Annotated in this window: 15 protein-coding genes; 11 read left to right on the top strand and 4 right to left on the bottom strand. The window is 57.1% G+C overall.

The window, feature by feature from the left end:
* Nucleotides 1-37: 37 nt before the first annotated feature.
* Nucleotides 38-2,956, bottom strand: a complete 2,919-nt coding sequence (locus LPW13_RS12705; protein ID WP_230435900.1) for a TonB-dependent receptor — start codon at nt 2,954-2,956, stop codon at nt 38-40.
* Between the two features lie 82 nt (nt 2,957-3,038).
* Nucleotides 3,039-5,525 carry a glycoside hydrolase family 95 protein gene (locus tag LPW13_RS12700; RefSeq protein WP_230435899.1) on the bottom strand — a complete coding sequence of 829 codons (2,487 nt, stop codon included), beginning with the start codon at nt 5,523-5,525 and terminating at the stop codon, nt 3,039-3,041.
* Between the two features lie 421 nt (nt 5,526-5,946).
* Between LPW13_RS12700 and LPW13_RS12695 the strand changes: the two genes are divergently transcribed.
* The 9 genes from LPW13_RS12695 to LPW13_RS12655 all read left to right on the top strand — a co-directional run bounded on the left by LPW13_RS12695 (nt 5,947) and on the right by LPW13_RS12655 (nt 16,838).
* Nucleotides 5,947-6,681 carry a FadR/GntR family transcriptional regulator gene (locus LPW13_RS12695; RefSeq protein ID WP_230435898.1) on the top strand — a complete coding sequence of 245 codons (735 nt, stop codon included), beginning with the start codon at nt 5,947-5,949 and terminating at the stop codon, nt 6,679-6,681.
* Nucleotides 6,682-6,786: 105 nt separating this feature from the next.
* Nucleotides 6,787-7,419, top strand: a complete 633-nt coding sequence (locus tag LPW13_RS12690) for a thioredoxin family protein (protein WP_230435897.1) — start codon at nt 6,787-6,789, stop codon at nt 7,417-7,419.
* Between the two features lie 117 nt (nt 7,420-7,536).
* Nucleotides 7,537-8,916: an alanine/glycine:cation symporter family protein gene (locus LPW13_RS12685; protein WP_230435896.1), complete on the top strand. Its 1,380-nt coding sequence runs from the start codon at nt 7,537-7,539 to the stop codon at nt 8,914-8,916.
* 150 nt (nt 8,917-9,066) lie between these two features.
* Nucleotides 9,067-11,199 carry a Vgb family protein gene (locus tag LPW13_RS12680; protein ID WP_230435895.1) on the top strand — a complete coding sequence of 711 codons (2,133 nt, stop codon included), beginning with the start codon at nt 9,067-9,069 and terminating at the stop codon, nt 11,197-11,199.
* 324 nt (nt 11,200-11,523) lie between these two features.
* On the top strand, nt 11,524-12,156 hold the full coding sequence (locus tag LPW13_RS12675) for a bactofilin family protein (RefSeq protein WP_230435894.1): 633 nt from the start codon (nt 11,524-11,526) through the stop codon (nt 12,154-12,156).
* Between the two features lie 88 nt (nt 12,157-12,244).
* Entirely contained in the window at nt 12,245-13,456 is a 1,212-nt protein-coding gene (locus LPW13_RS12670; protein WP_230435893.1) for a methyltransferase domain-containing protein, read from the top strand.
* Between the two features lie 75 nt (nt 13,457-13,531).
* Nucleotides 13,532-14,920 (top strand): hypothetical protein, encoded by a 1,389-nt coding sequence (locus tag LPW13_RS12665; RefSeq protein WP_230435891.1) that lies wholly within the window; start codon nt 13,532-13,534, stop codon nt 14,918-14,920.
* Nucleotides 14,920-15,642 (top strand): OmpA/MotB family protein, encoded by a 723-nt coding sequence (locus LPW13_RS12660; protein ID WP_230435889.1) that lies wholly within the window; start codon nt 14,920-14,922, stop codon nt 15,640-15,642. Before LPW13_RS12665 ends, LPW13_RS12660 begins: the two co-directional genes overlap by 1 nt.
* Nucleotides 15,642-16,838, top strand: coding sequence for a hypothetical protein (locus LPW13_RS12655; RefSeq protein ID WP_230435887.1), 1,197 nt, complete (start codon nt 15,642-15,644; stop codon nt 16,836-16,838). Before LPW13_RS12660 ends, LPW13_RS12655 begins: the two co-directional genes overlap by 1 nt.
* A 98-nt stretch (nt 16,839-16,936) precedes the next feature.
* Here the strand turns inward: LPW13_RS12655 and LPW13_RS12650 are convergent, their stop codons facing one another.
* Together LPW13_RS12650 and LPW13_RS12645 are read right to left on the bottom strand one after the other, a co-directional pair.
* Nucleotides 16,937-17,530: a L,D-transpeptidase family protein gene (locus tag LPW13_RS12650; protein ID WP_230435885.1), complete on the bottom strand. Its 594-nt coding sequence runs from the start codon at nt 17,528-17,530 to the stop codon at nt 16,937-16,939.
* Nucleotides 17,531-18,137: 607 nt separating this feature from the next.
* Complete coding sequence (locus tag LPW13_RS12645; protein WP_230435883.1) at nt 18,138-19,805, bottom strand: alpha-amylase family glycosyl hydrolase; 1,668 nt, start codon at nt 19,803-19,805, stop codon at nt 18,138-18,140.
* A 293-nt stretch (nt 19,806-20,098) separates the two neighbouring features.
* Here LPW13_RS12645 and LPW13_RS12640 point away from each other — a divergent pair, with 293 nt between their 5' ends.
* On the top strand, nt 20,099-21,286 hold the full coding sequence (locus tag LPW13_RS12640) for a hypothetical protein (RefSeq protein WP_230435881.1): 1,188 nt from the start codon (nt 20,099-20,101) through the stop codon (nt 21,284-21,286).
* Between the two features lie 8 nt (nt 21,287-21,294).
* Nucleotides 21,295-22,197, top strand: a complete 903-nt coding sequence (locus tag LPW13_RS12635; RefSeq protein WP_230435880.1) for a hypothetical protein — start codon at nt 21,295-21,297, stop codon at nt 22,195-22,197.

Raw genomic sequence — 22,197 nt, 5'->3', positions numbered from 1 at the left:
GGGCCCCACCGGGTACAACAGGATCAAATACCGGGGATCAGAAAGTAACCCGGATACTGGCCGCATAACGCACATCCTGGGAGTAGGTGTAGGCGTGACGCTTGCCGATTTCACCCTGATCCATCAGGCCAACGGTTTCTTCCCGGGTAACGTTGGCGGCTTCAAAATTGACCGAGACATTGTCGGTAACGTTGTAGCCCATGGACAGGTCCAGTTGGCCGTAGTCATCGTTGTAGACCGGCAGGTGCCAGCCGGCGCCGTCGTCCTTCCAGCCGTTGGCGTTGGCAGAGACCAGATATTCGCTGCGCCAGTTCCAGGCCAGGCGGGCGTAGAAACCGTACTGTTCGTACATACCCACCAGGTTGTAGGCGTGTTCGGACAGGCCTTCGAAGGGCAGGTCGTTGTAGTCGGAGCCGTCGGTGTTGGTCGGATCCACTTCAGCGGGTACGTCGACGCTGCTGTCGATATAGGTGTAGTTGGCTTGCACACCGAAACCATTCCAGGGCTCGGGCAGGAAATCGAAGAACTTGCTCACACCGAGTTCGGCGCCCTGAATATCGGCGGTTCCCACATTACCCATCCAGCTGGCAACCACATCCATGTCTTCAATAGTCGTGTCTTCGGTAACGGTGCCGAAGACATCGGAGACATCTTTGCGGAACAGGTTTACGTGCGCCATACCGCCGTTGTCATCGAAGTACCACTCGGCGGACAGGTCGTACTGGTTTGCGGTCATTGGCTCGAGGCCAGGGTTGCCTGTGGAGTCCAGCGCAAAGTAAATCATGCTGGGATCGTAATCCTCGGGAGAGGTGGGCGGATTGATGCCGTCTTTCCAGTTGACCGAGAAATCCATCAGTGCTTTCAGTCGCCAGAACTCGGGACGCCAGACTGCCTTGGACGCGGCAAAGCGGATCTTCAACTCGTCGGTTGCGTGCAGGCGTACATTGAGGCTGGGAAGCACGTGGTCGTAGTCATTCTCTGACGAAAGCGCCACTGGGTCGCCGGGAAACAGCGGTTCGCTACTACCGGGGATACTGAACGCACCAAAGCGCATATGACCATGCGCCACATTGTCCGTGCGTACATAGCGCAGGCCGACGTTACCGTCCACCGGCATGGTGAGGTCATCCATGGCAAAGTTTGCCTGCAGATAGACCGCTTCGGTGGTTTCGTCCTGTGTGTTGAGATTGTCCGGCGATGTCAGGTCCAGTTCGTTCCAGCGCACGGACGGATTGTGCCAGTCGATACCGGCAGGATCGGCGAGAGCATCGGTATGGTCGTAGTAGAATTCCGTCAGGCGGTCCGTGGTACCGCGATAGTCGCGCAGCAGGGCAGGATTCAACAGGTAGGCGGAGTCGGGCACGTCGATATTGCCGCGCTGGAAGCCACCGTAGGAAAAGGCCACCAGGTCACTGCTCTGGACATTGGGGAAGGAGTTCCTGTCCGGATACAACCAGCCGGTCTGCCAGGGTTGATACATGGCCGACCAGCTGAAGGCTTCTGCATTGCGGGTGGATTTTTCGGTATAGCGTGCACCGGCCTGAACAGAACGGATCAGACTGTTCTCCAGTTCGTACTCCAGGTCCAGTCGGGCAGCGAATGAATCGCCCTCGTTGTCGGACGGCATGGACTGCATCTGGCCGTAGCTATAGTTGGATGGGTCCGTGAGAAATGCGTCATCGACATGGATGGAGGGGGCGCTGTTGAGGCCGTCTACCCGGATGGCATCGGGGAAGGTGACTAGCCCGAGCAGTACGTCTTCGGTCTGTGAGGTGGATTCCACATATTGCAGATCCCCCTTAACCGTGAGGCGCTCGCTTGCCAGCCATTCGCCACCGAAAGAAATATCGGTGGTCTCCGAGACATTTTCCGAGTACCGGGTACTGGTACCGAAAGCCATACCATTGCCGTTGTTGGTACCGATGGTGCCTGATACCAGCGCGCCATTGTTATCGTACTCCCAGTCTTCCGCTCCCTTGACCGCAGCGGTGTAATTGCCCGCATCGATAAAGAAGCCATTTTCATCCCAGAACTGTTCATGGGTGGAGCGGAATGCGGTGGTATGGAGCTGCAGGTCGTCACTGGGGGCCCACTGCAGTGCCAGGTACTGGCCTTCGCGTTTGCGTTTGTAGTCGTTGCGACGCCAGTCGGCACCGGGAGACACCCAAACGGTTTGGTCTTCTTCAATATCTTCCCGCGGGAAATAGGCGCGGGTATAGATATTGTCGGCGCGGCTGGAAAGATCGGAAGTCGACAGGTTTACCAGCACACCGAAATCGCCAATCCCCGTTTCCCATTGATCGCTGAACAATGCCGAGTATTCGCCATTGGTCTCTTCGATCTGATCGCCGTAGTTGCCCTTGATGGTTGCGCTGAAGACCTGACCATCGCTGTCGAAGGGCATACGGGTACGCAGGTTCACCACCCCGCCCAGGCCACCCTCGATCATACTTGCGGATGGACTTTTATAAGTGTCGACACCGGCCATCAATTCTGCCGGTACATCGTCAAAACTCAGGCTGCGTCCGCCACTGGCTGAAAATACATCGCGTCCGTTGAGCTCGGCGCGCACCTGGCTCAGGCCGCGCACTGCTACGCCGGCACCTTCGCCGGCAAAGTGTTCCGGATCGCTCATGTCGTCGTAACGGGTTACGGTTACGCCCGGTACCCGTTGCAGTGCCTCGGTAATACTGCGGTCCGGCAGCTTGCCGATATCGGAAGCGACAATGGAGTCTACAATCGAATCGGAGTCACGTTTGATATCCTGGGCGGACAGGATACTTGCCCGTTGTCCGGTGACAGTGACTTCTTCCAGACTTGCTGCATCGGTGAGTTCGTCTTGTTTCTCTTCCTGTGCCAGCGCAACAGAACTCAACGCCATCAGGGAAATTCCTGATGCGATGCGGATACAGCGCGATAGCTTGGATTTGGCGAATGCCTTTTTATTGTTATACATCTCTCTTCTCCCATTTTTATGGTTGTTTTTTTATACCGCTAAGACGTTTGTTACCGCTATGGATCTACTTCCCCCGGTGGCTTTATTGGAGTGACTTCTTGTGAGTCGTGCGGGTCAGGAGGTAGCTTTTTCCTGCCCTGGCGGTAAAGGCTCTGGTATTACCTTTGCCTCGCAGGGCGAGAACCTTGCCGCTGTCGGAATCGCGCAGGGTAAATGGCCCTGCGTCCTGCAGCTTAATCTGGATGTTCCGGTCGTTTCCGCTGACGAGTGTGGCGCGCTGCAGCTGCTGGTTGTGCCACGCCATATCCACCGTGACATCGCCGCGGGCGCGCAGGCCGGTCACACTGCCACTGTTCCAGGCGTCAGGGAGGGCCGGCAGCAGTTGAATGTGCCGATCGTCAGACTGGATCAGCATTTCTGCCATGCCTGCAGTCGCGCCGAAGTTGCCGTCAATCTGGAAGGGGGGATGGGTGCTCCACAGGTTGGGCAGAGTGCTGTCTTTCAGTTGCGCGGCGAGAATGCGATGGGCGCGGTCGCCGTTGTCGAGGTGTGCCCACAGGGCGATTTTCCACGCGCGGCTCCAGCCGGTGCCGACGTCGCCGCGGGCTTTGAGTGAAGTACGCGTGGCTTCCTGCAGGTCTGGGGTATGCGGGCCAATTCCTTCACCGGGGAACAGGGCGTAGAGCTGCGATACGTGGCGGTGCTGGTTTTCCGGATCGTCCAGGTCTGACTTCCATTCCTGCAGTTGTCCCCAGCTGCCGATGCGCAGGCCCGGGTCCAGGTTTTCCAGTGTGCCGTTCAGTTCGTCCACAAAGGCACTGTCGCCGAGCAGGCTGGCGGCAGCGCGGGTGTTGGTGAGCAGCTCGTGGACCAGCTGCTGCGACATGGCGGCGCCGATGGTGAAGTTGCCGTGCTCCGGTGAATAACTGGGGGACACCACCAGTTTTCCGTCCCGCGGGTCTGGCACCAGGCTGTCGAGCCAGAATTGCGCAGCGCCCTTCATCACCGGATATGCGCGCTCGCGCAAGAAAGTTTTATCCAGATTGAAACGGTAGTGTTCGTAATAGTGGTCCGCGAGCCAGGCACCGGCCTCCGGTTGCCAGAAGGCGGTGGGCCAGTCGATCACTCCGGTAAAGCCCCAGATGTTGGTATTGAGAAACAGGGTCCAGCCGCGCGCGCCGAGGAGTTTTTCTGCGGCCACGGCACCGGGCTTTTGCAGGCTGTCGATAAAGTCGAACAGGGGGCCGGTGGTTTCGCTCAGATTGGTCACTTCCGCCGGCCAGTAGTTCATCTGCAGGTTGATGTTGGCGTGGTAGTCGGCGTTCCAGGGGGGCGTGGCGGAGTTGTTCCACACCCCCTGCAGATTGGCGGGCAGTGAGCCGTCGCGGGAGCTGCTGATCAGCAGGTAGCGGCCGAACTGAAAGTAGAGTTCCTCAAGGGCGCGATCGGAGGTGGTGTCGCCTGCGCCGTAGTGATCCAGCCGCTGGTCGATGGGGACATCTCGCTTTCTGATCTGGCTTTCAGTGGCTCCGGTGAGGTTCAGGTTTACCCGTGCAAAGAGGTTGCGGTAATCCTTCACGTGGGCGGCCCGCAGGACCGGGTAGCCGTGGCGGTGTACCTTGCGGCTGGCCCGGTCCATGCGTGCCTGCACCATCCTGTGGGGATTCTGGCCGCGGTACTGTGGATACTCCGCCGCGTATTCGGTGCCGGCTGTGATCAGCAAGGTGGCACTGTCGGCGCCTGCCACGGTGAAGCTGCCGTCCTCTTTGGTTGTGACTTCGCCGCCGTCGGCGATCAGCTGTAACTGGGTTTCGTACCCCAGTCCGTTGTCATCCAGCGCGCCGCTGATGGTGACGCGCTGATCTTGTATGTGTACTTCGGCACTGCGGTTGTCGGGAATCTGCAGCTGGGCGCGGAATTGGATGTGGCCGGGCCGATCGGCCCGCAGGTGCACCGCGATCACTTCATCGGGGTAGCTGGCGAGATATTCGCGGGTGTAGTGTACGCCGCCTGCGGTGTAGCTGACCGAGGCGGTGCCGTTATCCAGATCCAGTGCGCGGCGATAGTCAGCCACTGTGTCCGCGGCGGGGAACTCCAGTACCAGATCGCCAAAGCTCTGGTAATTGCCGTAGGCGGTAATCGGGTTGCCAAGGACTTTGGCTACCGCTTGCGGGGCCAGTTGCCCTTTTTCTGCCAGCGCGGCGCGCATCTGGGCGAGCGCCTGGTGGCGCGGCTCCCGGGGCAGGCCAAAGTCATAGCCGCGCGGGCCATTCTGTTTGGAGGCGGGGCCACCGGTCCACAGGGTTTTCTCGTTGAATTGAAGGATATCGCGGGTAATCCCGCCCTGAACGGTGGCACCGAGGGCGCCATTGCCGATGGGCAGGGATTCGGTTTCCCAATCCTGCGCCGGGTGGTCGAACCAGAGTGCCAGTGGTGCAGGCCCGGCTTCTTTCGCGGACACTGCCGCACAAGTTGCCGTGGAAAGCGTCAGGCATACCGCGGCCAGCGCCCCGGCTACCGTGTAGACTGACTGGTCCGCACTCTGGGCGCGGGCGTGTACTGTCTTCATCGCGTGTCACTGTGTATTGCTTGTTGTTATTTATTGGTTGTTATTACTGTTTGTGACGTTTGGCGTTTTGGTTTTGGCTCCAATCTTCAGTATTGATAATTGGAATCTTTTTTATTTTGAATCTTGCTGGTTTCACGTGCGGTAATTTTGGCTTTTGCGCGCGTTGCGATTTTCAAACCTGAATTCAGGAAAGTATCACCGGGTGTAATCGTTTACAATATTAATCGCAATTATATGCTAAATAGATGGCGGGAAATTCCTTTCCGTGGTGACCATACGTGAAGAAGTGCGTGGAAGGGCCGCGAGATAGCCGGCTTCGGGAACAATGTGCCGAGACTCTAACAAATGAATCAGTCTCAGGACTTGGCGTTATCGTCAATATTTGTCATATTAATCAAGCATCAATGTTGAGGGGCAGACCTTGGATAGACATCACAATGGACGCAATCTGACGCAACAGCTGGTACACACCTTGGGTGAGGCTATCGCCAGCGGGCGCTACCAGCCCGGAGACGGTCTGCCCTCTGAGGCCAGCCTGTGTGAGGAGTACGGCATCAGCCGCAGCGCCACCCGCGAGGCAATCAAGATGTTGACTGCCAAGGGGCTGATTTCTTCCCGTCCCCGTCAGGGCATCCGGGTCCAGAGCCGCGCCCGCTGGAACCTGTTTGATCCAGACGTGCTGGGCTGGATTCTGCGGGCATCACCATCGCTGGAAATGCTGCGGGAGTTTATGCAGCTGCGTAAGGCGATTGAAAAAGAGGCCGCAGCGCTGGCAGCGACGGAGCAGGATCGTGAGGGTATCGCCGGCATTGAAGAAGCACTGGGACGCATGAAAGCTGCTGAGAGCGGTCTTGGTGATTCGGTAGATGCGGATATTGCTTTCCATATCAATATCCTCAATGCCACTAACAACCCCTTCTATATACAGTTGGGCAGCTTTATCGAAACCGCGCTGCGGGTGAGCATCCGCTTCACCAACCGTATCAAGGGCGTGGAGAGCGCCAGCTACCAGAACCACAAACGGCTGTTCGATGCCATCGACCGCGGGGATGCCGACGCTGCGAGCACAGCTTCCGCCGCGATGCAATTGGAGGCGCTGGCGTTGATAGAAAGCCAGCTGGATGCCCGCCAGGCTGGAGTGACGGCGGCGGTTTAGGGACGGAACTCTGATGATGTAGCGGGGACAAAGACTTTGCCTGTATCGCGCACAGTCGCTGCTTTGGCTCTCGCACACCCATAAAAATGCAAAAGGAGTTGCACTATGTCCCGCTTGTCCCGTGTTTTTATCCTGATGCTGCTATCTCTGTCTCTTCCAGTTTTCTCGGCTGAACTCCAGGTTTACGAGCTGCAGGTAAATCCTGAGTTGAAAGGTGAGTTCGAGCGCAGTCTGCCGGAATTTCTCGCCTACAGCCCCGATGGTAAGTGTCTGCTGCACACGCGCGGTTTTTCTTCTGCTGAAAGCTATATGAACAAGTTGGATCGGGCTTTGGCTGGAAAAGAGATGGCCATAAACCCGGCCCGGGTGACGGTAATGGAAAAGGCTCGTGAGCGCTCGTTGCGAGAGTCTATACAAAAGGATGACAGGATTCCCCAAGACCAGAAAGAAGTTGTTCTGCAGTCCATGCTTGCGAAGATAAATTCCCGTGAACCGGCATGCACTGACCCGATGGAGTTCTACCAGAAATTGCTGCAGCACCCGGGCGGGCGCCAGTTCTCCTTGGGCGAATTGCCGGAGGGAAAAGCGGTGTTTATTGAATACTATGCTGACTGGTGCGCGCCGTGTAAAAAGCAGGAAAAAGTCATACGCCAGTATGCTCTGGAGCGCGGCGATGAGTTCGTTCTGCTGAAAGTGGAGCGGGATAAAGTCAAGTTATATGGTTTGCCCGCCCCGTAATCAGTGTTTCCCCAGGTAGCCTGAGTGGCGTCACCCATTGGATCAGATTTGAGATTTTCCCCCCAGTGCGCGAGCATATTCCGTTTGTCGTACTGAATCCCCCCGGGAAGATCTCTCATGTCATTTATCGAATCGCTCGATTCCGCCCTCGATACCTTCGTCGCTTACGCTTGGGGCACACCCCTATTGGTACTGCTTGTGGGCGGTGGTCTGTTTCTACTCTTCAGCTCCCGCGGTCGCCCCTACCGCCATCTGGGGCACAGTATCGACCTGCTGCGGGGCAAGTACGATGACCCCAATGATCCCGGCCAGGTGCCGCACCGGCAAGCGCTTTCCACCGCACTCTCGGGCACCCTGGGTCTGGGGAACATCGCCGGGGTCGCCATCGCCATCAGCACCGGCGGTCCCGGAGCGATCCTGTGGATGTGGGTGACAGCGCTGGTGGGGGTGGCGACCAAGTTCTATACCGCGACCCTGGCGGTGATGTATCGCGGCCGTGACAGCAGCGGCGAGCTGCAGGGCGGTCCCATGTATGTGATTCGCGAGGGGCTCGGTAAACGCTGGCAACCGCTGGCCTATCTGTTTGCGATCGCCGGACTCTGCGGCCTGCTGCCGTCCTTCCAGTCCAATCAGACCGTGCAGTTGTTGCGGGTTTCTTTTGCCGAGCCCATGGGCTGGGTGTCTGCGGACAGCTCTTTGCTGTTCGAGTTTGGCCTCGGTGTGGCGCTGGCTCTGGCGGCGCTGGTGGTGATTGCCGGACGTATCCAGCGGATCGGCCGGTTCGCTGTGCGGGTCGTGCCGGCAATGGTGGTGTTCTACCTGCTGTTGACCCTGGGGGTGATCGGCTACTTCTGGCAGGAGATACCCGCCGCCTTTGCGCTGATCTTTTCCGATGCTTTTACCGGTGAAGCGGTGGCCGGCGGTGCGCTCGGCGCGGTGATCGCCACCGGGATCAGTCGCGGTGCTTTCTCCAATGAGGCGGGCATCGGCACCGAGTCCCTGGCCCACGGCGCGGCAAAAACCAATGAACCCGTGCGTGAGGGCGTGGTGGCCATGGTGGGACCGATTGTGGATACCCTGATCATCTGCACCTGTACCGCGCTGGTGATTCTGCTGACCGGTGCCTGGCAACACGGTGAAGGCATCGAAGGTGTGTCACTTACCGCCGGTGCCTTCAGCAGCGTGTTCGGCGGTTGGGGGCCGATCATGTTGCTGATCATGGTGGTACCCCTGGCGTTCAGTACCATCGTCACCTTCTGGTATTACGGGGTGAAGTGTTTTGGCTTTCTGTTTGGTACCCGTTTCCAGTGGGTGTACACGGTGATTTACCTGTTGCTGATTGTGTTTGGTGCGGTGGCGTCATTGAGTATCGTGAACAATCTGATTATCGGTATGTATGCGGTAATGGCGATCCCCACCATGGTGTCCACGCTGCGCCTTTCTGGCAGGGTGAATCAGGCTGCGCACGATTATTTTGTGAAAACGCCTGGCGTCTGATTATTTGCAGGCCCGTATGCTGGAAAATCCCTGTGCCATACTTTTTGAGCGGCCCACAACCCGTGGGCCCTATGTCCATATCCGAGAAGGGTATGTCCAGGAAGTAAGGTGCCGGTCGTGGTCGGTGCCGCGTAGTATGGATGCTCGACCATGGATATCAGTTGTCGTCGCGGTTCTATTGTCTGCTTTTACGCCATTCTGATTGGCCTGCTTCTCACTTTTTCCTCAACCGGTAGTTACGCTGCCCGCGATTGGCAGTCGTTCCACACCGGATGGCTGCCGGTCTCTCCCGCTGCCGATACCATTAAAGGAACAGTAAAGAGCCACCAGTTCCCACTGGTGGGTTACCGTATTTCCCTCTACGCCAATTTCACCATTGCGGGCGGATTCCAGCGCAAGTTGGCAACCGCTGTGAGCGAAGAAGATGGCAGCTTCAGTCTGCATTTCCGGTTGCCGCCAGGGCTGCTGGAAACAATGCCGCCCGTATTGTTGGTGGTGGCTGAGAAAGGTGAGGTGACCCTCGCCACCGTCGTCGCCGGCAACGATGTGCCGTCAAAACTGGTCGTCAACGAACGAACCACGGTTGCCATGGCGACTGCCTTTGCGCAGTTTATTCACGGAAAGAAACTACGCGGCAATCATGTCGGTATGCAAAACGCGGTAAAAATGGCCGCAAACATGGCCGTTCCCTCAACCGGGCTGGTATCTCCGGTTTTACTGCAAAAACCGAATGGCAATGAGACCAGTACATTGCCAACCTTCAATGCGCTGAGCAATGTGGTTGCGGCGTGTGTTGCGACACAACAGCACTGTGAGCAGCTGTTTGCGGCAACCACTCAGGTTGGTGAGGCACCGGTAGACAATGTATTGCAGGCGATAGCGAATGCTGCTCGCTATCCCTCTTATCCCTACTACCCGCAGGACAGCGCAGACCCGTTGTTTCTGTTGTCGCTCGCGGCTCCGGTCTATCAGCCTGCTTTGCCCCAGCGTCCCACAAACTGGCTGTTGTTCATTAAATTTACCGGTGGCAACTATTCCGCACAGGACCAATTCAACCTGATCAATGGACCCGGCAATATCGCATTTGACGCTGAAGGCAGCGCGTGGATCCTGAACAACTATGTTCCCAAAGCCACTAATGAAAACGCTTGTGCGAGCCAGCGGTTGCTGCGGTTTCAGCCGTGGGGTGAGACATATCCCGGGTCGCCCTATTATGGCGGGGGGTTGAGTGGTGCAGGGTTCGGGATCACTCTGGATCCCAGAGGCCGTATCTGGGTAGGTAACTTCGGTTTTGAATCCCCGGCCTGTGCTGACGGTACCGTGCCGCCGGACCCGGACAACAAAATCCCGGCTACGCACAACAGCGTTTCCCTGTTCCACAAGAGCGGTCGCCCGATCTCCCGCGAACAGGGCTTTACCCGCGGCAATATCTGGTGGCCGCAGGGGACGGTTTCCGATCGCCGCGGTAATATTTGGGTGGCCAATTGCGGCAACGATACCGTTACCATGATCCCTGGTGGCAACCCATTGCTGGCCAAAAACTTCCCGCTACCGGGATCCAATCCGGATCTGCAGCCCACCGAATCTCCCTCGCTGAAGCCGTTTGCCATTGCCATAGACCGGCGGGGAAGGGCTTGGATCACCGGCAATAAATCCGAACGCCTCTACCGTATTGATCGTCGCGGCCGTGTAGAGGAAGTGGATATTGCCGGGGTGGAGCTATCCTGGCCCATGGGTATCTCCAGCGACAGCAAAGGCAATATGTGGGTGTCCAATTCCGATGCGGTAAATGTGCCCTGTGTCGATCCACTCGACACGCAGGGGGGCGGCAACCCATCGATGGTCTTTATTCCCGCGGATGGCAGTGCGCCGGTTCAAGTGTTCGGCCAGGGAGGGCTGAGCATTCCGTGGGGGAACGCGGTGGATGGCAGCGATACCATTTGGGTATTCAATTTCGGGCACACTCCGTTTGAAGATGCCCAAGAGGATACTGTGTGGCCGGATACCGGTGTCTCGCGCTTTTGTGGTAGCGGTGAATGTCCTCAGGGGATGTCCGTGGGCGACGCGATATCACCGGATACCGGCTACACCAGCGATGCCCTGGAGCGGATCACTGGTGGTGGCATCGACCCATCCGGCAATCTCTGGCTGTTGAACAACTGGAAGAAGATCGGTCCGTTTGTGTACGACACCAATCCGGGCAGCAATAGTTTCGTCATTGTGCCCGGTGCGGCGACACCGGTAAAAACGCCTCTGATCGGCGTGCCCCGACATTTCCGATGATCACTGATCGCAACGCTTTATTTGGGGCAAATGGTTGGATTGTGAGTAATTGTGTATTTTTTCGCGGTTTTAACTGGTTTTTAATCATTCTCTGGATACATCCTGTTTTTCCGGAATGTGTGCGGATTTTATCCGGCCGTTGAAAACAGTTCCCTATGAACTTGCGTGTGGCGCCTAATTTTGTGTGAGGCTTTTCACAAAGTTGGGCCTGCGCTTGATTTTTGTCTCACCAGCTATGGGAACCAGTGGAAAAAAGCGCTACAAACGCCGCTTACCTAAAAACATAAACACTCTTCTACGGTTAAAACTAACTTAGGTGGCACTATGGCGAACCCGCTCGATCCCAAGCCGGATGCAAATCTGGATTCCAACTCTTTTCTTTCCGGTATGAACGAAAATGGTGCGAGCGAGCGCCCGTTCGCAGACAAGCTCGAATCCACGATAGCCAAGGATCGCTCCACCATTGGTAAAAATATCAAGTTCCGCGGTGAATTGATTGGCAACGAAGACTTGCATATCGAAGGTACCGTTGAAGGTACCGTGATTATGGAAGGTCACGACCTGTCCATTGGTCGCGAAGGTGAGATCAATGCGAATATCCACGCGCAGAACATTGTCATCAACGGTTCCCTGACCGGCGATGCCCTGGCGGACGAGTTGATTGAGATCCGCAATACCGCCGTGGTTAAGGGCAACCTGATTGCCCCGCGTATCCAGCTGGACGATGGCGGTAAGTTCCGCGGCTCCATGGATATGGTGGATACCGATGATGAAATGAAAGCGCGCCACAGCGAATTTAAAGAAAAACTGGTACACCCCAGCCTGCCACCCAAGGACGAAGCGCCGGCGAAGCCTGCCGCGGCGAAAAAATCTTTCGCCCCGAAAACACCTGTTAATGAGAGTGCCAAGGACCAGGCCAAAGATCAAGCCAAGGAAGCCGAGCCGGCAGACAGCTGATCGCTGATGGCTCGACCGCGGCGCCGTTACCTCCGACGGCGCTGCACTTCTATTCCTGGCTCACGCCCTCGAACCTTTGCGATAACCGATGCAACACCGTTCTTTTGGCCTCGCTGCGTTAACGACCGAGATGGTCAAAAGCGGGGACCGAATCCTCGACCTTGGACCGCTCTCATCCGGTACCACCCAGGCTTTTCTCCGCCTCAATTGCCAGTGTCATATTGAAGATCTGGTGGAATACCTCACGGACAACCAGTCCTGCAGTGACCCACTGGCGGCGCTAGAGGAGCACCTGCTGCCAAAGCCCGCGGGTCTGAAATTTGATGTGATTCTGTGTTGGGATCTGCTCAATTTCCTCGACCTGGAAGTGATTGAGCACTTGATCCAACTGCTAAAACCCCACCTCAAGCAGGGCACGATTCTGCATACCATGCGCTACACCGGTCGCGATCAGCCGCGCAAGCCGCGACGCTTCCGCCTGCTGGAGGATTTCTGCTTCGAGTATGTGGACGATCCGGAATATCCGGAAGTTCCGTCCAAGGGCCACTCCACGGTAACGCTACTCAAGTGTATGGATCGATTCACTTTGTTCAATTCATTGATGAAGCGCGAGGGGATGGATCAGAACGTGACCGAGCACTTCCTCGAGTACGACAGCGTCACTTCGCGCAATCAGGTGCGCAGCGGCGGAGCTTCGGATGTCAGTGCCTACTTCAATACCGTGCGCGATGACGAACGTATCGAACTCTCCGGTATCGGAAAAACACTGGGCGCGTTACCGGCTGCCAGTACCGTTCTTGATTGCGGGCGTAAAAACGGCCGCAATATCGATGCGCTGAAAAAGAAAGTCGGTTCACTCTACGTGGAAGACCTGCACGCTTCGCTCACCTGGCGAAAGAAGACCCAGGGCGAGGCGGCTGGCCTCAGTGAGTCCATGTTCAGTTTTGACAAGGGCACCCGCCTGGACGGCGTGCTTCTCTGGGACCTGCTGAACTACTGCACCCGGGAACAGGTGCAGGCTCTGGGGGAACTGTTCGCGGAGCGGATGAATGCCGGCGCAATCCTGCATTTTCTGGTGCACAAATCAGCACAACAGCCGGAGCGCCCGTCGATGTTTGAAGTATTGGAGGACGGTCGCGTGGCGGTCACCGGCATTTCCAGCAAGCGTTGTGCGCGCAACCTGGGCAGTACTGCCGACCTGATGCGGCTGCTGCCGGATTATCGCTTGTACAGCCACCATCTCGCCCGGCTGCCATCCGGGGAAGCCATTCAGGAATTTGTACTGCAACTCAAAGGCTGAATATTCATTGTTTGAACGTTCCGTTTGAGTAAATTGCTTGAACACGACGTTCGAGAAAATTTCGAGAAAAACACAATGTCTGAATTATTACGCTCTGTATTTCTTGCTCTCAGCCCGGATGCGGTGACCGAGGGATTTCTGTATTTGATGCTGTCTCTGTTCACTCTGGCGCTGGTGTGCCGGTTCGCCCGTCGCGGTGGCGAATTTGTGGAGCAGGCACCGGGGCTGCTGACCTCTCTGGGGATTCTCGGTACCTTCACCGGGGTGATCATCGGGCTGTTTGAATTCAGTCTGGTGGATATTGACCAGAGTATCGCAAACCTGCTGGACGGCCTGAAGACCGCGTTTATTACCAGTGTGTGTGGTATTGGTCTTTCCATTTTGCTGCGTGCACTGACCCGTTTTATTCCAGTTCCCGGCGATGTGAGCGGGCCGGTGATAGAACTGTCGGATATTCAGCAGTCCCTGCAGCAGTTGCAGAGCACGTTGGTAGCGGGACAGGAGCGGCAGTTGAAGCAGAGCGAAAATCAGTTGGCGGAATTCTCTGAACAGATTTCCCGCGCTCTGGTTGGAGAAATGGAGCAGGTGGTACAGCGCTTCAACGAGCGTGTGGAATCCCAGTTCGGTGACAACATGGCCCGATTTGGTGAGAACTTCAGCCAGTTCGATGCCATGGTGGCAACACTGACCAACGAATACAAAGCGCACGAAGAGCGCGTCGAATATTGGTCCGAGCACTGTGATACCGCGGTTATCGGCATGGTACAGGTCGCCCGCGATTTGCAGCAGGTACATCAGCAGCTGGCGGAAGTGCCGCAGTTCTTTGAGGGAATGCAAGGCTTCGGCCAGGATGTACGAGAGCAGATGCAGGCGCTCAATGCGCAACTGGAGCGCTATGGCCAGATCAGTACGCAGGTCCAGGACGTCATGCCTCAGCTGGGGGATCGCATCGCACAGTTTGTGGAAGGTATCGATGTGGTGCAGCAGGTGATGACCAGCGACATGAAGCAGTCTCTGGTCAGCATTGCCCAGCAGAGCGAATTGCTCGGTGCGCAGATTCAGGCGGTTTCCGGCGCGTTCGAAAAAATGTCGAGCCTGGATGCGGACTTTATCCAGTCACTGGTACAGGAATCTGTCACCACGCACCGCAACGGCATGCAGGAACTGGCATTGCAGCAGGCCCGCACCCACAAGGAAATGGTGGATGCACTCACCCATGTTATCCGCAAGAGCATTGGCGAGTCTGAAAATACCATCGGCAAGCAATACCAGTTGGTGGAGCGCCGTATGGAAGAGGAAGTCGAGGGTGTGATCAGTGCCATGGGGCAGGCGCTGGCGACCATCAGTGGTCAGTTCACCCGGGACTACCGTCAACTGATTGGGCAGATGCAGCGTCTGACGGAGTCGGCCGCGCGTGCCCAGTCCCGGCAGCAGGTAGAAAGCCGCCATGAGGAAATCGCCTGATGGTGCAGCGGTCTGGATATCACGGCGGCCGTGTAAGCCAGGATAGAGGCGATGACGCCTCCTGGATCAGTGTGTCCGACCTGATGGCCGGATTGATGATGGTCTTCCTGTGTATTGCGGTGGCGATGATGCGCTCGGTGATGATCGAGCGGGAAAAAATTCGCACCATCGCTATGTCCTACAAGGAAAACCAGCTGGCCATCTACGAGACCCTGCAGCGGGAATTTGCCCCGGATCTGGGTCGCTGGGGGGCCACCATTGATCGCGAAACACTGACCATCGCCTTCAATAACTCTGATGCCATGTTTGAAACCGGTGAGGCTGAGCTTAATGCCAGCTATCAGGTGGTATTTGAAGAATTTTTCCCGCGCTACATGAATGTGCTGGCCCCGTTCAGAACTTCTATTGAGGCCGTGCGGATTGAGGGCCACACCAGTTCTGGCTGGGGGCAGTCCAGTGACCCCAATGCCATGTACTTCAACAACCTGCGCCTGTCGCAGGATCGCGCGCGCTCGGTGCTGCGGTTCGTGTACACCCTGGATGCGGTTACGTCCTACAATTCCTGGATGATGAAGAATGTGGCCGCAGTCGGATATTCTTCATCGCGGCCCATATACAATGCGGATGGCAGTGAGAATATTGACCAATCCAAACGGGTGGCCTTTCGCGTGATTACCAACTCTGAAACCAAGATCCACAGCATTCTCGAGGAATCCTTCTGATGAGACGCTGGGCGCGGCATCTGGAAGCACTGACCCGTGCTGTCTCCGGTATGGGGCCGTCCATCACCACCCCCGAATCTGCCGAGGGGGGCCAGGAGGAAGGAGGACAGGAGGCTGCAGTAGCGGATGAACAGGAAGTACAGGCGTTGTCTTCGTCAAATGAGTCCGTACCGGAAACGGCGGCTACCGCCAATACCAGTGGTGAGGAAGTAGAACCAGCGCAAGTGGCACTGGAATCCCTCGAGCAGACACTGGTGCGCGGTATGGAAGTGGCACTGGGTGATCTGGATCAGACCGCCCACGGCTGGATTTACCGCGGGCATCCGGTGATGGTGTTCGCCGTAGACGTTGCTGGCGTGGAAGACCTGAATGTGCGCAAAGAGTTTTTCCATCGTATCCACCTTGCCAGCTGTTGCGGCGCCCTGGAAGATCCCGCACAGCCGGTCTGGATTGGTACTGCGCGCGAAGCACTGTCCGCACCGGGGCTGGAACAACCGCCCCACGCCTGCGAGTACTGTCTTGCCAAGGTCAATCACCGCGGCTACCGCAGCCTTGGTCCGCGGGATCGGGGCAGGGTTGCCTCGGCGCTCAGTTTCCACTGGCATGTCAGTCAATTTGCCGATGAGTTTTTCTCCACCGATCGCGCCAGCTTCTGGACGCCCGGCAAACGACCACAGCCACTGCATGCACTCACACCTGAAGTACAAGCGGATTCGGGCACCTGCGGCTTTTGCGAGTGGCCGGTACCGAGTGGTAAAGAGTGGTTTGTACCCGTGGATCGCGGTGTTGCTCTGGGACTGGCTGTGGATGCCTGTATTCTCTGCGCTCAGCAGCAGGCCGCCGGCGTACTGACGCTGCCGGAAAACAGTGCGCTTGCCGCCAGTGAATCGCGTTATCGTCACTGGCAGGCGCAGGTGGTCGAGGATAACGGCGAAAAGGTAGAAGAGACCGGCGAGCGCAACTGGCAGCGGGTGCGTCGACAGTTGCCTCTCGACTGGCACCCGCTCTGCGAGCAGCTGGAGCGCAAACTCGCAGCGCCACTGCTGTTTCACCGTTTTGCCGGATACGAGGGCGTCGCAGTACTGGCGTGGCCGGAACACCGCCGGGGTATTGTCGCCAGTGACAATGAACGGGATCGGCTGCCGGAGGGCTGGGACTTCTGGACCATCAGCGGCGTGCTCGGGAGCCTCGGTTAATCATCCGCAATCAAGAGCTGTAAATACGAAAAAAAGGGCAATCCATGGATTGCCCTTTTTACTTGTCCTCATTTTAGTGCCTCGGGTCAGCGTTCTGATTACTGACGAACAGTCACCTTGGTGCCCATTGGCGCATTCTCATAGAAGATTTTCGCCATGTGCCAGGGCAGACGGATGCAGCCATGGGATTCCGGGCGACCGGTCACTTTGCCCGCGTGCATACCCACCGCACCGTTTACCCGCATAAAAAAGTCCATCGACGCGCCGCGGAAAACCGTGCCCGCCGGACGCTTGTCGCGGCGTACATCTACGCTCGATTTGCGCACATAGCCGGCGCGGTCTACATAGTGGCCGAACAAGTTGGAGCGGTGATCAATATCTTTCTCGCTGATCCGGAAAGAGCCCGTAGGGGTGCGGTAACCCGCGATACCCGTGGCCACCGGTGAGATACCGGCCAGGCGTCCCCCTTTGTAGAAGTAGGCACGCTGCTCACTGATATCGATGATGATATGCGGTGTTCCGCCCACCACATCCCGGCGCCACCAGGCACTGCCATCGGTCATGGATCTGTGTTGCTGATAGGGGTAGGGATAATCACCGGCCTGTGCTACCGGCGCAAAGGCTGCCGTGGTGGCGAGTACCAGGCTGCTGCCAACAAGCATTTTCTTAATCAGGGAAGTGAAAGTTTGCATGCGTACCTCATCTGCTCTTGCGAGCCAATTGCAGGCCGTTGTGTGCTGGCTTCGGTTACCCATTGTTGGGTTGGCCGTGTAGCCGAATTTCCGGTCAAATTCAGGACGAGCGAGGTCCTGCACCGGACGTGCACAAACAGTACCTTTGAATTTCCCCAATGCGGCGCGCCGGTGTGTCCCGGTTTGGCCGCGGGATGAGCCCGCCTCAGAGTGGATCTCTCTAGGTTCGCGCAAGGCTCGAGTAAGCTTCCAGCGAACTTCGAGAGATGCACCTGTGGCAAGTGAGAGGCATGGTAGGGTTAGGCTTTGGCGCCTATTACATTTAAATGGAATGAGCCGAATTCGGCTTATTGCAAAGGGGAAATGTTCCTGGATGGTGTTGGTGGAGAGCCGGCGGGGGGCAGAAAAAAGGCCGGCTAAACAGCCGGCCTGAAAATCCAGAAGGGGTCTGGATACTTGCTTTGACGAGAGAGCAACCAAATCGACGTTTTTATCGAGAGGTACAGGTTTGAGTACGCTCGTGGGCCTCGGTTCGGCCCGCTCGATAAAGTAACCGCCAAATTTTCAACTGAGCCCGATCATTGGCATTGGACTCATCAATTAACGCTTAACTGTGACGAAAAACCCGCGCGCCAGCGACCGGCAGGGTGAGTAGATTGCCGTCCACACTGCCGGAAAAACCCGCTGGGGTGATGTCTTCGGCGCCCACAAACGGTGCCGGCAGAGTGTATTCCGCTGCCGTCTGACCCAGGTTCAGGGCTACAAAATAGCGTTCCTGTTCGACCCCTTGATCTTGAACACTGCGCTCGAACACCAGCAGGTCATCGCCGGTATCGACAATGTTCTGCTCGGCAGTGGCCAGTGCCGGCGACAGCGCGGCGTGCCAGTCCAGCAACGCGCGGAACCGGTTCAGCATCGAGTGCTTGTCGTCTTCCTGTACGGAAACCGCAAGGTGATAGTGCTCTTCCGCTACCGGCAGCCAGGGTTTTGCCCTGGAGAACCCCGCGTTGACCTCGCCACCATTGAACCAGGGCATGGGGGTGCGGCAACCGTCGCGGCCCTTGAACTCCGGCCACAGGTTGATGCCGTAAGGGTCCTGCAGATCCTCGAACGCCACCTCCGCTTCCGGCAGACCCAGTTCCTCGCCCTGGTACAGGCACACACTGCCGCGCAACATCAGCTGCATCAGCAGGAACAGCGGGGCGCGGGCCAGCGCGGTCTCGCGGTCGAAGCCCTTGTTCCAGCGGCTGAAGGAGCGCGGCACATCGTGGTTGGAGATGGACCAGCAGGGCCAGCCTTCCTCAATAACGCGGCGGTTCTTTTCCAGGGTTTCCCGCAGGAACTCTGCACTGCAATCTTCCGACAACAGGTCAAAGGAGTAAGCCATGTGCAGGCGGTTCTCGGTGGTGTAGTCCGCCATGATCTTGTGGGTGTTGTCATCGCCCACCTCGCCCACGGTGGTGGAGCCGGGGTACTGATCCATCAGCGCGCGTACGCGCTGCAGGAAGACCAGGTTTTCCGGCTGGGATTTGTCGTGGATATGCCACTGGTGCTCGTAGGTGTTCACCGGCGGCAGACCGTTGTCGTCCAGCTTCAGCGGACGCGGCGGATTGTTTTCCAGCGACGGGTTGTGGAACGCGTGGTTGATCGCATCCAGGCGGAAGCCGTCGACCCCGCGATCGAGCCAGAATTTCAGGTCCGCCAGCAACTGTTCCTGAACTTCCGGATTGTGCAGATTCAGGTCCGGCTGCTCCTTGAGGAAGTTGGTCAGGTAGTACTGACGGCGACGGGTGCACCAGCGCCACGCGCTGCCGCCAAAGTTGGACATCCAGTTATTGGGTGCGCTGCCATCGGGGTTGGCATCCGCCCACACAAACCAGTCCGCCTTGGGGTTGTCGCGGCTGGATCGGCTCTCCTCAAACCAGGGGTGCTGGTCGGAGGCGTGGCTCAGGATCTGGTCGATGATGACCTTCAGGCCCAGTGTATGGGCGGTTTCGATGACCCGGTCAAAATCGTCCAGGTTACCGAAAATCGGGTCGACATCGCGGTAGTCCGATACATCGTAGCCGAAGTCCGCCATGGGGGATTTGAAGAAAGGGGAAATCCAGATGGCGTCCACGCCCAGGGATTTCACATACTCGAGCTTCTGGCAGATCCCCTGCAGATCGCCGATGCCATCACCATTGGCATCGCAGAAGCTGCGTGGATAGATCTGGTAGATGACGCAATTGCGCCACCATTCGCCATTGTGCTCACTGATAGTGTTACCGCTCATACCTTGAGTCCGCTGGATTGCTGTTTATTAGGTTAGGGTGGAGTATGGCGATGCCGTGGACCGCTTACCTCCTCCCCCGCAAGGGGTGGAGGGAGCGGGCTTTCAGGGGGTGTTGTGACTGAGTGGTCTCGTGCGTTGGGGGAAGCGGGATGAGAAAGGCAACATCGACGGCCTCCCTTCCCAAACTGGTACCACCGTACACGCAATAATCGGTGCTGTTCCTTGAAGGCCGATTTACCGCTCTTTATGATTCTGAGTCTTTCACAGGGAATTGAAAAGACGGCAAGGAATCCATGACCACACCACATAATCCTCTTCAGCACACCCCCCAGAACTTTCCTCTTATCGCCGGGCGCAACGCAGGCAAGCCAATCCGCTGCAGGCCCGAGTTACAACCGGTCTACGACCGCCTGCAACAGGCCGCCCAGCGCAACCACCACTGGGCACGGATCGCGGTCAAAGAACTGAATGCGCTGACCACCGGTATGCTGGGGAAAAACAACGTATACGTACGTCCCGGTGAACGCGAGCGCTCCAGTGGCAGTGAGAAGTATTATGTCTTTCTGCCGGGACTGAAGGCGACGGTGGTACGTTGGATGAATGACCAGTTTTGTATTATGGAGCTGGACCTGGATGCACATTACTATGATTTGGCGGCACCGGGTGAAGAGGGCACCCGTTTGGGGCTCTATCGTGTTTCAACCGGCCGCGGTCATAACTCGTGGTCGTCAACCTATGTTGCAGATAGCAAGATTCTTCCTCAACGAGGGCGATTAGTTACAGTCGCAGACGCCCAATTTAGTAGTGCAGACGACGCTGTTGAAGATACGCTTCCCAGAACCATGAAGCATCTTGGATTGGGGGCCGCCCAAGTCCCCGAGAGTGGTGCGGATCTGCATTTCACACCAGGCAAAGCGCGACTGGGAGGGCTTTTCAGTTATAACCCTCTGTCGGTGGCAAACAGTCGCGCATCTGCAGTGCTGTTAGCCAGTTCCATGGCGGCGGCTCGGGATATAGAGGGCGTGGTATGGGCCGCAGATTTCGGCGGTTCCGCGGTGTTGACCCAGGCGATGCAGATATTGGTGGATAAAGGGATCAGCCTGGAAAGTCATACCGTTTACTTCCACAAGCCGCGCACATCGCCTGCAAAAGCACTGAAGTTAGCCCACCAGCTACAGATGCGTTTAAATGAACGTATTGCTGATACCGGGTTGAGTGCGCGCGGTGCACTTAGTCAGTTTGGCGTGGCTGGATTAAGGCTGAGAAATCAAGATGATCCCTACAACAAAGGTTACCACGCTGAGGCCTGGCTGAACGGCGGCCTCAAGGTGGCCGCACCGGTGGGTGTTTTGGCTGCAGCCATTGGCGGGCAGGCTGGGTTGGTTGTAGGTGGCATTGCTACCGCCATCGGTGGGGTCGGAGTCGTCCATGCGCTGGGTAAAAGTGCTGCGGAAAGTTTTGGACACCATTTCAGACGTTGAGGGGCGTTATGCGTAATCTATTCAAATACCTCCCGCTGGAGTGGCGGCGCCGGGATGCTTATTGCACGCCTCGGGGGCCATCGTTTTCCAGTTCGCCTGAAACCACTTTGGTACTTGGCGGCAGCCGCCTGAATTTGCGTGCTCCCAGGCATAGGCCGTTGCGCCGTTCGGTAAAGCAGACAAGAATTCTGCCGGGGCATGACGTGTTGATTGATCCTCGCCTGAGCCGATATGGACAGGGGGTGATGGCGAATTCACACTGGGGTATCAACTGTGTATTGAGGCGCTTGTGGGCGTTCTACGGGCCGTGGATGAGCGGGTGTAAGGGGGAGTTGATTCTCAGTGTGAGTGTCATTGGCCGCTTTGATGAACACAGATTTGAGAACTTATCTTTTTTTAACCCCAGGGCCTTTGAAGTGGTCTTGATGCGCTATTTAAACGAGCGCTACGGGCACCACAACTGGGAAAATGAGCTTGCCCATATTCCGCGTTTTCATGGCCCCGTAGATTGGCAGCGTCATTCGCATTTACCCGTTCCCAGTGCCAGCTTCAAAATCAGTCGTGGCGCAGACCCGGAGAAACTGATCCGCCCGGAGCATGTTTTTGTGTTCCCGATAACCGAGGAACATTTTGTTGAAGTTTGTTTTGAGCGGCGATATCACAGTTTCGATTCTGAACACCGTCCCACATTCGATATATCGCCGATTGAAAAACTTCAGGAAGACATATTCAACAGCATCACCCTGGAACTCGGCCCGGAAACCCAGGCCAAGGTCGACAAAGTCAAAGCCGAAGTCGGCAATATGCAGTTGTGCAAAGAATTCGCGCCGCTGAAATGGCCCACCAATATCTACCCACCTGAGACTTCCGCCGCGCCGGAAGGGCAGAACGCGCTGCAAGCCGGGGGCTGA

Origin of the sequence: Microbulbifer celer (assembly GCF_020991125.1) — a bacterium.
Lineage (GTDB): Bacteria > Pseudomonadota > Gammaproteobacteria > Pseudomonadales > Cellvibrionaceae > Microbulbifer > Microbulbifer celer.
Note: the sequence above shows the minus strand (reverse complement) of the source record. Positions and strands in the feature narration are given on the sequence as shown.